Consider the following 14,049-nt stretch of genomic DNA (forward strand, 5'->3'; position numbering starts at 1 on the left):
AGGAGTCCCAACTTATGGATAGCAAGCGGGTAGTGGTCTTTGCCGAGCAGGTAGACGGGGAGCTACAGCCCATCGCTCTGGAGTTGTTAGGAGCGGGGCGACGGCTAGCGGACAAGCTAGGAGGGATCCTGAGTGCCTTGGTCCTTGGGCACAACATCGCCCACTTGCCCTCCCTTCTCATCGGCCACGGGGCGGATCAAGTCTTCATTGCCGATCATCCAGAGCTGGCTCAATACCGCACTCTGCCTTACCGCCGCGTCATCGTGGATCTCATCAAAAGCTGGCCTCAGCCGCCCCACATCTTGCTATTTGGCGCCACCACCACTGGCCGCGACTTGGCCCCCCGCTTGGCAGCCCACCTGGAAACGGGCTTGACCGCCGATTGCACCGAGCTGGACATCGGCCCCTTTGAGTACACCAACAGCAGAGATCCCAGCAAGGCTGGCTTCTTCCCCGCCTGCCTGTACGCCATTCGGCCCAGCTTTGGCGAATCGCTCAAAGCCCGCATTCTTGGACCTTGGAAGAATCCGCAAATGGCCACGGTGCGCCCTGGGGTGATGCTGCCCCTGCCGTGGGACGGATCTCGCCAGGGGGAGGTGATCCCGGTGCCGGTTAACCTGAAGCCGGAGGATCTAAAGTTGCACATTGTGGAAACGGTGCGCAACCTTTCCCAGGCAGTGGATCTCAGCCGCGCCAAAGTCATCGTTGCAGGCGGCTACGGCCTGGGATGCGCGGAAGGCTTTGAGCTGATGAGGGAGCTAGCCGCCTGTTTCCCCAACAGCGCCGTTGGCTCTTCTCGCAAGGCTGTCGATGCCGGCTGGATCCCCTATGCCCACCAGGTAGGCCAAACGGGGAAAACGGTCCGTCCCCAGCTCTACATTGCCTGTGGCATCTCGGGAGCCATCCAGCACCGAGTTGGCATGGACAAGTCCCAGCTTATCATCGCCATCAACAAGGACAGCTCCGCCCCCATCTTCAAATTCGCCCACTACGGCATTGTGGGGGATCTCTACCAGGTGGTGCCAGAGCTAATTCGGCACCTGAAACAGGCTCAGGAGGAGAGGCGAGAAGGAGCCAATGTCCAACAACCCTTCCAGCAGCGGCTCCCTCTCCTACAAAAGCCCTAGAAAGACGGGTGTAGGGCCATCGTTAGCAGACCCTGCTGCCCCAGCAACAGCTCCCGCAACAGGGTTACTAGGCCCACCCAAACCACAGGCGCCATGTCTACACCCCCCAGAGGCGGGATCAGGCGGCGTGTCGGGCGCAACAGAAACTCGGTTAGGCCGACCACCAGGGAGTAGGGAAGGCGGGAAGTATCCAGTTGCGGATACCAGGACAGGAAAATGCGCAGCACAAACAGCACGGTGTAGGTTGCCAACAGCGGACCTAGCACCCAGGCAGCGAATATCGGCAGCATACGTCTTGCAGGAACTAGGGGATTCGGAGCCCAACGGGGATTTAGGCGCTCGGCTCTAACCTTAGACTCAGCTTCTTAAAACTTTAACTCCATTTCCAAGATAGTCCTACAGGCAGCCGTTGGAGACTAGCGCCATAATGGTCGTATCTTGCTGACTGCAGGGAGGGATCCCATGCAGGGAAGACTCCAAGAGATCGATATCCGCAGCATTCTCCAGCTGATCGAGTTGGGCCAGCGCACCGGCGAACTTGTCGTGGAGGCAAACCCTTCCCTCTACTGGTTCATCTTTTTCCTCAATGGGCGAATCATCTATGCCTCTGAAGGCGAAGGCAACGTTGCTCGTCTCAGGGACTACCTGCGCCGCTTCCAGCTCGAAGCTGCCTTAGACGAAATTCAGATGCCACCCAAAGCAGCGGTGAACATCCCCGAGTACAGCCGCCTCTGGTCTTTGCTGGAAAACCACAAGCTCAACCCCAACCAAGGCAAGCAAATCCTTCTGGGCATGGTGCGGGAAGTCCTCTTTGATCTGCTCAGCCTTCACCACGGCTCCTTTATTTTCGAGGCTGGCCCTCCTCTGGCCCCCCAACTGACCACCTTCCCGGTCACTTCCCTGCTCACTGAGATGGTGACCCAAGTGCAGGAGTGGAAGAAGCTGCATCCCTATATCCAGACTCCCAACCAAGCCCCCACCATCGTCAACCCCCTGCCCCTCCAGCAAACCCTGCCAGCCGCCGTCTTCAAAGCTCTGAGTGAGTGGTCGGACGGCAAAACCAGCATTCGCCAGATGGCCCGCTACCTGGGCCGAGACATCCTGCTAGTGGCCAAAGCCTTCTATCCCTATGTGCAGCAGGGGGCAATCCACCTGTCCGAGCCTGTCCCCCTTGCTGGTCCCAAGCCTAGTAGACCCCTCAAACCTAGCGACAAGCCTGCTCACATCCTCTGCATCGACGATTCCATGGCCATCCAAAAAACCGTGGAGTTCATCCTGCAAAACGAGGGCTACCAGGTTACCACCATTGGCAACCCCCTCAAAGCTCTGGGACAGGTGTTTCTCCTCAACCCGGACATGATTCTCTGCGATGTGGCCATGCCCAAGCTGGATGGGTATGAGCTGTGCGCCATGTTGCGCAAATCCAGCCAGTTCCATGAAACCCCCATCGTGATGCTCACCGGCAAGGATAGTTTTTCTGACCGAATTAAAGCCCGCATGGCGGGGGCCAACGAGTTTCTGGGCAAGCCCTTTTCTGAGAAGGAGTTGCTGACCGTCGTCGAATCCTACGTGGGCCCACCTCCCAAACAGGGCGGCGAATAGGATCAAACGGGAGAGGGAGTACCGGACGGAGGAATGCCGCATCGAAACAATAGGGGTAGCACGGCTGGCCCACAGCCCCAGAGCTGAGCAATAGGCTTCAGTCGCAGCAGGCCAATGGCTGGGGGGTGCAGGCGATGGTCAAAGTGATAGTGGATAACCAGTTACCTACCTGGAGGCCACGCAGGAACGGCTACGAAGTGCTCCGGTGAAAGGAAATGAAAGCACCCGACATGTCTGCGGAGTCTTTGCTCCACCAATTAGGTTAATGGTTAAGAGATCAAGGAGACCGGCCAAAAATGAGTCGCATTTTGGTGGTAGAAGATAGCCAATCCCAGCGGGAGATGATCAGTAAGCTGCTGCAGGAAAACGGCTTCGAGGTCATGACCGTGGAAGATGGAGTGGAAGCTGTAGAGGCGGTAAAGCAGAACAAACCCGACCTGATTGTGCTGGACATCGTCCTGCCCCGCATGAACGGCTACGAGGTGTGCCGTCTTCTCAAAGCTGACCCGCTTACTCAGAACACTCCAATTGTCATGTGCTCTTCCAAGGGTGAGGAAGCCGACCGCTACTGGGGGCTGCGCCAGGGAGCAGATGCCTATGTCGCCAAGCCTTTTCAGCCCCAGGAACTGGTGGGTACGATTAAGCGATTACTAAGAGGCTAGCCTGCTTTCTGAGCAAGGGAGCGGTGGCCACCTCTCCACAGGACCATCCACAGGGGGGAGCATCATGGTGGGGGATCTGGACTTGTTGATGGGGGACGAAACCCAGGAATTGAGAGAAATTGAGGCTCCTGAAGGTGAGCTATTCCTGAAATTCAAGGTTGCTACCGGCGAAGAATTTGCATTGCCGGCAGTATCAATTGTGGAAGTGATGAGCATTGGCCCTGAGAAGATTACCCCCATGCCCAATGTGGTACCGGTTTTGCTGGGCACACTCAACTTGCGGGGTGAAGTGATCTGGGTTGCAGACCTGGGGCAATTCTTGGGGATCAGTCCCCCCCTCAATCTTGAGCGTGCCGAGCTGCCTGTAGTGGCTGTGATGGATCAACAGGATTTGCTGATGGGATTGGCTGTGGACTCCATTGGGGGCATGGAGTGGCTCAAGACGGAATCGCTGCAACCTGTTCAGAAGGCTCCTGAGTCGCTAGCTCCCTTCTTGCGCGGAGAATGGGTGATGCCAGAGACAGGGGCTCACTTGCCGTTCCTGGATCCGTCGGCCATCCTGAAATCTAATCGTTGGGGCTGATGAGGAGCCGCCTATAAGTTCGCCAGGAAAAGGAGGATGTATAGTTCTTATCGAGATTGCTCCCTAGACAGGGGAAACAGCTTGGAGCCTGTTCCCAAGAGATTTGCCCCAAGCTTGCTGGGGATGTGTTGCACTAGCTCTTGCCCCCAAAGCTTCAGGGTTGGAAGGGAAAAGCAGTCCATGACCAGGTACTACAGCTTTATGGCGACCTAGCGACTTTGAGGGGTTGGTGTGGGGTGAGTTCTGTGCATTGAGGCTAAAGCAGTCCCAGAGGTAGCCAAGCAGGGAAGGGAGGAGCCATGGTTTCCAGCGCAAACAATCAGAGAGACTTCACTGAGGGAATGGTTGCCTTTTGGCAGGGGGACTACGCCGAGGCAGTGCGGCTGTTCAGCCAGGTGGCCGCTGCTCGACCTCAGGATACGGCGGTCAAGCTGTTGCTGGCTTCGGCCCAGAAGCAAGCGGGGCAACTGCGGGAAGCCCGCCATACCTACGATACCATCCTCAAAACAGCCAGCGATCCTGAGGATCTGGAAGCAGCCCGTAGGGGCCTGGAGGAGCTGTTGCAGGTGGCGCCGGAGCTAGCAGAGGCTCCCCCTTTACCGCAGGAGGACGAGCTTCAGCCTCGGGAGGGGTTTGCTGCTCAACTGGAGGAGTCGGATCCTTTTTCCCAGTTTGCGTTTGAGGAGAGGAGAGAAGCTGGGGCCGATCCCCTTGCTGCGGAGAGCAACAGCTTTGGAGAATTTGCCGAACCTTTCGAGACGAGACTCTCAGTGGAGCCAGCAGCCCTGTTGGGCTCCTCTCAGCCCCTGCCCACGACTCCTCAAACAACGGGAGGGGGTGTGAAGCAACCTCAGGCAGAGCCGATGCTCGAGGACGACTTTGCCTTCCTCAACGAGTTTGAGCAACAGCCGCAAGATCTGGAAAGCGATGCTGTTACTCAATTGGCTAGCGGTGCCGATTTTCCCGAGGAGATGGGCTTTTCTCTACCCACTTTTGAGGAAGGGGGATCCCTAGAAGAAAGCTTGCCGACGGAATTGGCCGCCCCCATGAGCGAGCCGATCCCTGCCCCCGACGAAGATACAGCCAGCGCTGGCTCTACGGTGCTCTTTGAGCCTGACGAGTTGGACAGCTTGGATCGCGAACTGGCCGGCACAGGCAGGAGCGAGCCGGCGGCCCTCGGCGCCGATGAGGGCAAGACAGGAGAAACGGCTAGAACGCTACAAAGCTTGCCGACTCTCTCCGTTCCTCTCCCCAGCATACCTAGAGGGGAACTGCCTAGCCGACTGACAGCCAATCAGCTGACCCTGGCGCTGATGCAAGGGGTGGTCAGTTTGGCTGCCGGCTTGGCCATTGGCCTAGGGATCCCAGCCAACGGTGGAGCCCGCCTGCTGGCCGGCGTAGTTGGCGGGGGGGTCATTGGCACAGGAGTTGGGGCTGTCCTTGCCTCCCGCCATGCCCAGCGCCTTCGCGCCACTACCCAAGAGCTGGCCGGACACTTTGCCGCCCTGGCCCAGGGGAATTATTCCGTGCGGGCAGAGGCGAGAGGAGATGACGAGCTGGGGCGCTTGGCCGACAGCTTCAACCGGATGGCTGCTGCCCTGGAGGCCCATTTTGCTGACCTCAGCCAGCGGGCTGCTGAACAGGGGCAGGCTAAGGAAGACTTGCAACGCCAAGTGATCCGCCTCCTGGACGATGTGGAGGGGGCAGCCCGCGGGGACTTGACGGTGCGGGCGGAGGTTACCGCTGACGTGCTCGGAGCTGTTGCTGACTCTTTCAACCTGACCATTAGCAGCCTGCGGGACATCGTGATTCAGGTGAAGCGGGCCGCAGCCGCTGTGAACGATGCAGCTTTACAGAGCGAGGACTTTGCCCGCAACCTTTCTGCCGACGCCCTGCGCCAGGCGGAGGAGATTTCCAACTCCCTCAACTCCATTCAGGAGATGACAGACTCCATTCAGGAGGTGGCTGGCAATGCTCGCGAGGCAGCCAATGTCGCTGCCCAGGCTACAGAAGCAGCTGCCCGAGGCGGAGAAGCCGTGGATCGCACGGTGGCCAGCATCCTGGAGATTCGGGAAGTGGCAGCAGAGGCGACCCGCAAGGTGAAACGCTTGGCAGAATCCTCCCAGGAGATCTCCAAGATTGTGGCTTTGATCTCACAAATTGCCTCGCGCACCAACCTGCTTGCCCTCAACGCCAGTATCGAGGCCGCGCGGGCCGGCGAGGCGGGGCGGGGCTTTGCCATTGTGGCCGATGAGGTGCGACAACTGGCTGACCGAGCCGCCAAAGCTTCGAAAGAGATCGAGCAGATTGTGCTGCAGATCCAGTCGGAGACCAGCAACGTCATGACAGCCATGGAAGAGGGAACCCAGGTGGTGATCGAGGGAACAAGGCGGGCTGAGCAGGCCAAAAACAGTCTGGACGAGATCATCGAGGTCAGCCACCAGATTGATAGGTTGGTGCGGGCCATTTCTCAGGCTACCGTACAACAAACAGAGACCTCTCGCGCTGTGGCCCACCTCATGCAATCAGTGGCGCTGACAGCCAACGAGACATCCGAAGAGGCGCAGAAAGTGGCTGCTTCGCTGCAGCAGTTGGTGGGCATTGCCCGTGAGCTTCAAGCTTCCGTGGGTCGCTTCCGAGTGGGAGATGAATGAGCAAATTTGCCTGGTTCGCGGGCACTCTAGGGAGTAAGGATCCCGAGTCTCCTTGGGAGCCCCCTGCCAATCAGCGCAGAGGCAAGTTTTCCTGTGTCCAATTTGTTACTACTAAAACTGTGGGTCGTAGGAGGAGCCTCCTGCCATGAATGAAGAAGCACAAAAGCGGATTCTCAACTATTTCATCGAAGAGGCCCGCGACCACTTGGCCACTATCGAGCAAGGGCTCCTCAGCTTGCGGGACACGGTCGGCGACCCTGAGCAAATCAATGAGCTATTCCGAGCTGCTCACTCCATCAAGGGGGGAGCAGCCATGCTGGGCCTTACCAGCATTCAGCGAACAGCCCACCGCCTAGAAGACTTCTTTAACATCTTTCGCTCTCGTCCGGGCGAGGTGCCAGTGGATCAGCACCTGGAAACACTGCTGCTGCAGGTCTTTGATGGTCTGACGGCGCTCTTGGGCGAGCTGCAGAGCCCCCAAGGCCTCACCCAGGAGTTCAGCGCTTCCACTTTGGCAGGATTGGAGCCAGTTTTTCAGGAGGCCGAAAAGCACATTCGCAGTCTTCTGGGCGAAGGCCCCCCCTCCATTCCCGCTCCGGCTGTTGCCCCGCCGTCGGCAGCTCGCAGCCTTCAGCAGGAGATGGTGGAAGTGGTGCCGCAGCAGTTGCGGCAGATGTTGGAGCTGTTCAAGCAAGGGGATCAGCCGGGCGTGCGCGAGCAGTTGCGGGAGGCAAATGCCGTCCTCAAGCAAATCGGGCAAACTCATCACTTGAAAGGCTGGCAACAGCTCACAGAAACTTTCGAGCAAGCGCTGGGCAACCCCAATGCCGATCTGCGAACGCTGGCGTTGATTGCCCTGCGGGACTTCAAGCAAGGGCAGCAGTTGATCTTGGCAGGCAGGGCTGAGGAGGTGAGTGCCTCGGCAGAATTGCAGCAGCTGGCCCGCCCGGCAGCGCCGGCTGCACCCCCTGATCCCTTGGACGTGGTGATCCAGCAGCGGATCCCGGCCCTACTGCGCCAGATGCTGGAGCTTTTCAAACGGCCCGACGACCCCGCTACGCGGCCCGCCTTGCAGAGCATCGCCCAATCCCTGCAAGAGGTGGGGCAGGCCGAGGGTGTGGATCTGGGCGGCTGGACAGCCCTAGCGCGCCTGGTTGGGGAGATTTTGGCAGATCCTGCCCAAGATTTACGGCAGGTGGCTCTGCCAGTGTTGCGAGATCTCAAGCAGGGCCACCAGGCTCTGGCTAGCGGATCAGCCCAGAGCATCCAGCCCTCTGCAGAGCTGTTGGCCTTCCGCCGCGTGCCGACAGTTGCTGAGGAGGCTGAGTCAGAACTGTCCTCTGCCGAACCCGAGGCCGTCCTCTCTGCTCCGGCTCTAAGCCAAGAATCTGGGTTAGAGGAAGCCCTAGAAGCCGAAAGCCAAGAAACAGAACACCCAGAGCTAGGCCGGCCGGAGATGCCTGCCGAGAAGGGGATAGAGGAAGACGGGCAAGCGGCCGCCGACCTTGCCCAAGAAGGCCTTGCTGGCTCCGTAGAGATGAACTGGCTTCAGGAGAAGGGGGTGCCACAAGCCGACTGGGCCGTGGGTGGAGGTGACTTCGACGCCACTCCCTTGAGTCTAGAGGAAGAGGTCTCCTTGGCCTTCGAGGAGCTGTTTGCCAACGCAGAACAGCTATCCGATATCGAAGAACTTCCACCAGAGCTGATCCCTCCTGCCTCTGAACTCTCCTCAGCAGCGTTCGAGGAGCTCATCCCAGAAGAGAGGAGAGCGGAAGCGGATCTGGCAGCGCTGTTTGCGGAAGTGGTGGGCGAAGCAACAGCGGAGGCTGGCGCTGCTGAGCAGACAGAGGCTGAGGACACAGGTCAAGCTCTCTGGAACGTCACCGAAGAGGAGTTGACGGCCCAAGCACCTGCGGAAAGGCCTACAGCGAGCCTCGACTTTGCGGCTGCAAGTGGCGGAGTGGAGACCCCGTTTGAGCTGGGGGAGGTGGCTGTTGAGAGTTCTCCCTTGCCTGACTTGGAGTCAACTCCCAGGGTGGAGCTTTGGGCAGAGGGCGAGGAGGGATCCCCTGCCGAGGAGAGCCTAGAGGATCTTCTTGGGGCAGCAGAGCCAGTCTGGTCGGAAGCAGCTGAGCAGTCCGAAGGCCTCGAGGAGCCAGAGGTTGCGGCAGCCCAGGGCTTCACGGCTGAGCTGAGCCTGGCTGAGCTCTTGGCTAGTGAGACGGTGGAGGCCCCAGAAAACCAGGAAGAGTGGGCGCTCCTGGAGCAGATGTTTCCAGCCCCAGAAGAGGAGCCCTCTGCAGCAGCTGCTGCCTCTTTCTCGGAGGATTCTCTCAACCGTCTCGAGGCGTTGTTTGCCGAGGAGGCCGAGGCCGAAGAGCTGGGCAGGGGGGCTGGCGAACCTTCATCGGCTGTGGATACCGATGGCGACAGCCAGATCGATCTGGAGGAGCTGAGCCGGTTCTTTGCCGCAGCGGCAGACACGCAGGAAGGAGCCTCCCTGGGTGACCTAGAAGCCTCGCCAGCAAGCAACTTAGCTGCAGAAGTTCCGCCAGAGGTAGCAGAGGAGGGTAGGGCTCTGCAGTCAGCAGAGGAAGACCTGGCCAGGCAACTGGAAAGCCTGTTTGCCGAGGATGAGCCCTTGGCTGCCCCGGGCGCAACTGTGGCTGAGGGCAAGATGCAGACCCCGGCAGAAGAAGCTTTAGAATTAGAAGGCTCCTCGAGCCCCAGCCTGGACGATCTGGCTGCTCTCTTGGATGCTGCTGAACCAGCAGTGACTCCTAAGCTGGAAGAGGCTACTGCTCCCCCTGCAGAAGCCGCCAGCGACTTCGCAGCCCAACTGGAATTCCTTCTAGGCGACCTCGAGGTCGCTCCCCAGGCTCCTGCTGCGCCTCCTCCCCCTGCTGTTACTGCTCCAGCAGCCACCCCAGCAGTACCCGCTACGCCAGCAACACCGGCCAGCCGGCGGGCTGCCCTAGGTAGCTCTGTAATGCGGGTGGAGGTGCGTCACCTGGACTTCATCAACAACTTGGTGGGAGAGCTGGTTGTCATTCGCAATAGCATAGAGCAAAACCAAACTCGTCTGCGCCAATTTCTCGATGGCCTATTGAGCCGTGTCCAGCAGCTTGGGGAGCTGAGCCAGCGCATGCGGGATCAGTACGACCGCTCCCTGCTGGAAGCAGCGCTGTTTTCTGGCCGCAGGAGCACGGCAGCAGTGGGCTCCAGTCGCAACGGCGAGGGATCCAGCCGCGCCAGAGTAGGTCACTCCACAGGCCAGGAGTTCGACAAGCTGGAGATGGACCAGTTTACGGCCTTCCACGCCCTGGCCCAGGAGATTATCGAGCTCATTGTGCGGGTGCGTGAGTCTTCCTCCGATATTGAGTTTGCGGTGAATGAGGCGGAGCAGATTGCCCGCCAGTTCCGGCAGGTCACTGCCCAACTGCAAGAGGGCCTGAACCGAGCGCGCATGGTGCCTTTTGCGCAAATTGCCGACCGCTTGCCCCGAGCTGTTCGCGACCTCTCCCTCAAAACCGGTAAGCAGGCCAGCCTGGTGGTGGAAGGCCGGGACACCCTTATCGACAAGGCCATTCTGGAAGAGCTCTCCGACCCGCTAACCCACCTGGTGAACAACGCCCTGGTGCACGGGATCGAGCCGCCGGAAGAGCGGCGCCGCTTGGGCAAGCCCCCTGAGGGCAAGATCACCGTCAAGGCTTTCTACCAGGGCAACCAAGCCATCATTGTCGTCTCCGACGACGGGGCGGGGATCCCGGTGGAGAAGGTCAAGGCCAAGGCGCAAAGGTTGGGGCTGCTGTCAGAGGAAGCAACCGAAGACGAAGTATTTGGGGTTCTCTTCCACCCCGGCTTCAGCAGCCGCGAGGCTAGCGAGGTAGACGATCTGGCTGGGCGAGGGGTTGGCTTGGATGTGGTGCGGCGCAACATCACTGCACTGCGCGGCAGCATTCAGGTGGATTCTGTGCGCGGCAGGGGCACCACCTTCACCATCTGCCTGCCGCTCACTCTGAGCATTTCCAAGGCGATGGTGTGTGTCAGCGACAAGGCCCTGATTGCCTTCCCCCTCGACGGCGTGGAGGAGATGCTGGATGTTCCCGTCGACGCCGTGCAGCCTGATGAGCAGGGACGGCCCACCATTCCCTGGCGGGATCAGCGTCTTCCCTTCCAGCCCCTCTCCAGCTTGTTGTCCTACAGCCGCAGCCACAGCCGCAGCCGCTCTGAGGTCTATACCGTCACCCAGGATGAGGGTATCATTCCCATCGTTGTCCTCCAAAGTGCGGGCCAGTACCTTGCTCTGCAGGTAGACAGCTTTGTGGAAGAGCAGGAGATCGTGATCAAGCAACTGCGCGGCCCTGTGCCCAAACCGCCGGGAATCTCCGGGGTAACAGTGTTGGGGAACGGGCGGGTGCTGCCGATTGCGGACGTCCTCGAGCTGGTGGATATGGCTCAAGGCCGCCGTCGCGATCTCAGCCGCCTCTGGGCAGAGCGTCGCGCTGAGGAGCCAAGGGCCGAGGAAACCCATCAGACCACGGTGCTCATTGTGGACGACTCGATTACCGTGCGAGAGCTGCTCTCCATGTCCTTCCAAAAGGTGGGCTACCGGGTGGAGCAGGCCCGCGATGGCCAGGATGCCTGGGAAAAGCTGCGTGGCGGCTTGCGCTGCGATCTTGTCTTCTGCGACATCGAGATGCCGCGCATGGACGGCCTAGAGTTGCTCTCCCGCATACGGGCAGACAGCAACCTCAAGCATATTCCGGTAGCTATGCTCACCTCGCGGGGGGCAGAACGACACCGGCAAACAGCCCGGGAGCTGGGGGCCACTGCCTACTTCACCAAGCCTTACCTGGAGGAGGAGCTGCTCAGCGCTGCTGCTCGCATGCTGCAAGGGGAGCAGTTGTTGAAGCCTGCCCCCCCTTCCTGAAGGGGCGACGCCAGGATCGCCAAAGGGCTTGACTCCAGAGGAGATTGGAAGGTGTAGGATATTGGCCTGTTGTCCTCGGAGGGAAGTGGCGATGCGCCTGACTGTCTGGGCTCTCATCCTGGCTGGTGGGTTTGTCCTGGGGGCTTCCTGGGCTGGCAGGGAGCTGGAGGCAACTGCTCATGAGAGCAAGGGGAAGGGGGAGCTCTCGATCCATAGAGCTCATCAGATAAGCCTAGGCCCTGCCGACGAATCCTTCGACCTGCGGTTTCTGGATGCGATGATCCTCCACCACGAGGGAGCGGTGAGCATGGCCGCGGAGGCCCTGCAAAAATCCCGGCAGCGGGAAATTCGTCAGTTAGCCAAGGATATCATGGCTGCCCAGAGCCAAGAAATCAAGCAGATGCAAGGCTGGCGGCTGAGCTGGTACCTGCAAGCTCCCCGGGATCCCGTCATGGGGCATGAAGAGATGGGCCACCAGATGGCCATGACTCCGGAGATGGCTGCTGCCATGCGCATGGATACCAACCTGGGATCCGCTGACCCTGGGTTTGACCTGCGCTTCCTGCAAGCCATGATCCAGCACCACGAAGGAGCCCTGGTCATGGCTAGAGAGGCTCTGGAAAAATCCAAGCGCCTCGAGATTCGGCAACTGGCAACAGCCATTGTCACTACCCAGCAGGCGGAGATTGAGCAAATGCGGGCCTGGCAAAAGCGGTGGTATCCGCGGTAGGGCCGCTGGGATAGAAAGATGAGGGGATGCGAGCAAGGCCGGCTCTTGCTGCTGCCCGCAGCACCCAAAGGATTCCTCCGCATTGCCAATGGCCCTAGAGCTGCCCTCCCTCCCTCAACACCCCGATTTGCTTCCACCGGTTCGCCAAGACCGGAGATCCCGCTGGCTGGCAGGGCTAGCTGTTTTGCTGCTGTGCTTGGGATCCCCCAACCGCTGGTTGCACTGGTTCCCAGGGGCACTACTGGGCCTAGCACCCCTGTTTTACCTCTGCGAACAGCAACAGGGGTGGAGGCGGTGGCGTTTGGCCTATGGCCTGTGGTTTTGCGTGTGCCTGTACGCCTTCTGGGTGGATCCCTTCTCCCTTCAAGTGCTCAGCGCTTGGGAAGTCTTGGGGGGAATGGTGGTGGCCCCCCTGATTCCTCTGTTTTTCACAACGGCCACCGTTTTAAGTTTGCAGTTGAGCCAGCCGCTTCCCCCCTGGGCCCGTCCCCTAGGGGTGGCCACGGTCTGGACAGGGCTAGATGGGCTGCTGGGCCTGCTCCGCTGGCCGATTCCCTTCCACTGGGGCTCCCTGCTATTCGATTGGCCGCTGGGGATCCAAGTGGCTGATCTGGCGGGGATCTGGGGGGTGACCTTTTTTGCGGTCTTCGTCAACGGCGTGCTCTGGCAGTTGGCCCTCCAGCTTCCCCAGCTTTCCTTGCGGGGGGTGCTGAGTGCAGGGCGCAGAAACCTGGATTTCTGGCGGATCTTGGCCTGCGGCCTGGCTCTAGCAGGGCCAGTCTTGGCCTACGGGAGCGTGCGGCTGGCCTATTTCGATGTCCTGGCGGCAAGAGGAGGGAATCCCAGCTTTCGCGTGGGGACGGTGCAGCAGGTGGCCTGGCTAGAAGCCGATCGCAGTTGGGACTACCGCAGCCAGCGCTACCGCGAGCTGCACCAGCTTTCGGCCCAAGCGGTGGCCGAGGGGGCCCAGTTGGTGATCTGGCCAGAAGGAGCGCTGCGAGCCCGCCTACTGAACACCCCGCTACAACCCTATGTGATCGAGCCGATGCGAGCCATCCTTCCCCCTGGAGGAGCCTTGATTACCGGGGCAACGGAGCCCGATCCCCGCACGGTACATCTGCCAGCGGAGGAGCAGCGGTTTTTCAACACAGCCCTCCTCTTCGACGCCCAGGGCCAGGTGCAGGATTGGTTTGGCAAGCAGTGGATCTTTCCCTACTTCGAGTCGGGCCGCTACGTGCCCTCTCCCGATGGCTATCGGCCGCTAGCAGGAGGAGAGCTGTTTGGGCCTTTGGGGGTGATGATCTGCCTGGAGAGCGTCTTGCCGGCCCCCAGCCGAGCTCTAACTCGTGCGGGAGCGGAGTCGTTGATCGTGATCTCCGACAGCAGCTGGTTTGGCAACAGCCACTGGCCCCTGCTCCACGGCCGGCTTTCGGTCTTTCGGGCGGTTGAAAACCGGCGCAGCGTGGTTTTTGTCAACAACACCGGCGGCAACTTGGTGGTGGATCCCTCCGGTCGAATACAACGCGTGGGCCCGATTTTTCAGCGCGGAGTGGTTACTGGAGAGGTGAGGCGGCAATCCCAGCTAACCTTCTACACGCGCACAGGCGACTGGCTGGCCTGGTTGACCTTAGGCCTTTCTCTGGGATTGAAGGCCTGGGGATCCCGAGCCAAGCCAGGATACGCTAAAATTCCCAGGTAGGGTTAGGGCTTTGCGGCAGGCGGTGCCTAGCTCCGCTTAAATGGAATCCGAGCCCTCCT

At 60.1% G+C, this 14,049-nt stretch carries 9 protein-coding genes; 8 read left to right on the top strand and 1 reads right to left on the bottom strand.

The genetic code is table 11. The features are described 5' to 3' along the window. The first annotated feature begins 14 nt into the window (after positions 1-14). Entirely contained in the window at positions 15-1,127 is a 1,113-nt protein-coding gene (locus NW812_RS10500; protein ID WP_414396661.1) for an electron transfer flavoprotein subunit alpha/FixB family protein, read from the top strand. Here the strand turns inward: NW812_RS10500 and NW812_RS10505 are convergent. Continuing rightward, positions 1,124-1,417, bottom strand: coding sequence for a YggT family protein (locus NW812_RS10505; RefSeq protein WP_414396663.1), 294 nt, complete (start codon positions 1,415-1,417; stop codon positions 1,124-1,126). The two genes, NW812_RS10500 and NW812_RS10505, sit on opposite strands and share 4 nt — an antisense overlap. 172 nt (positions 1,418-1,589) lie before the next feature. Between NW812_RS10505 and NW812_RS10510 the strand changes: the two genes are divergently transcribed. The 7 genes from NW812_RS10510 to lnt all read left to right on the top strand — a co-directional run bounded on the left by NW812_RS10510 (position 1,590) and on the right by lnt (position 13,990). Further along, on the top strand, positions 1,590-2,729 hold the full coding sequence (locus NW812_RS10510; protein WP_414396664.1) for a response regulator: 1,140 nt from the start codon (positions 1,590-1,592) through the stop codon (positions 2,727-2,729). Between the two features lie 296 nt (positions 2,730-3,025). Further along, positions 3,026-3,391, top strand: coding sequence for a response regulator transcription factor (locus NW812_RS10515; protein WP_414396666.1), 366 nt, complete (start codon positions 3,026-3,028; stop codon positions 3,389-3,391). Positions 3,392-3,455: 64 nt separating this feature from the next. Then, positions 3,456-3,974: a CheW domain-containing protein gene (locus tag NW812_RS10520; protein ID WP_414396669.1), complete on the top strand. Its 519-nt coding sequence runs from the start codon at positions 3,456-3,458 to the stop codon at positions 3,972-3,974. A gap of 299 nt (positions 3,975-4,273) precedes the next feature. Further along, the gene (locus NW812_RS10525) at positions 4,274-6,628 is read left to right on the top strand and encodes a methyl-accepting chemotaxis protein (RefSeq protein ID WP_414396671.1); all 2,355 of its coding nucleotides are present in this window, start codon (positions 4,274-4,276) and stop codon (positions 6,626-6,628) included. A gap of 145 nt (positions 6,629-6,773) precedes the next feature. Next, the gene (locus tag NW812_RS10530) at positions 6,774-11,561 is read left to right on the top strand and encodes a response regulator (RefSeq protein WP_414396674.1); all 4,788 of its coding nucleotides are present in this window, start codon (positions 6,774-6,776) and stop codon (positions 11,559-11,561) included. Between the two features lie 91 nt (positions 11,562-11,652). Then, entirely contained in the window at positions 11,653-12,291 is a 639-nt protein-coding gene (locus NW812_RS10535; protein WP_414396676.1) for a DUF305 domain-containing protein, read from the top strand. Between the two features lie 88 nt (positions 12,292-12,379). After that, positions 12,380-13,990, top strand: a complete 1,611-nt coding sequence (lnt, locus tag NW812_RS10540; RefSeq protein ID WP_414396678.1) for an apolipoprotein N-acyltransferase — start codon at positions 12,380-12,382, stop codon at positions 13,988-13,990. Positions 13,991-14,049 lie beyond the last annotated feature (59 nt).

The sequence above is a fragment of the Synechococcus sp. O70.2 genome (assembly GCF_047462135.1).
In the GTDB taxonomy this organism is placed as follows: Bacteria; Cyanobacteriota; Cyanobacteriia; order Thermostichales; family Thermostichaceae; genus Thermostichus.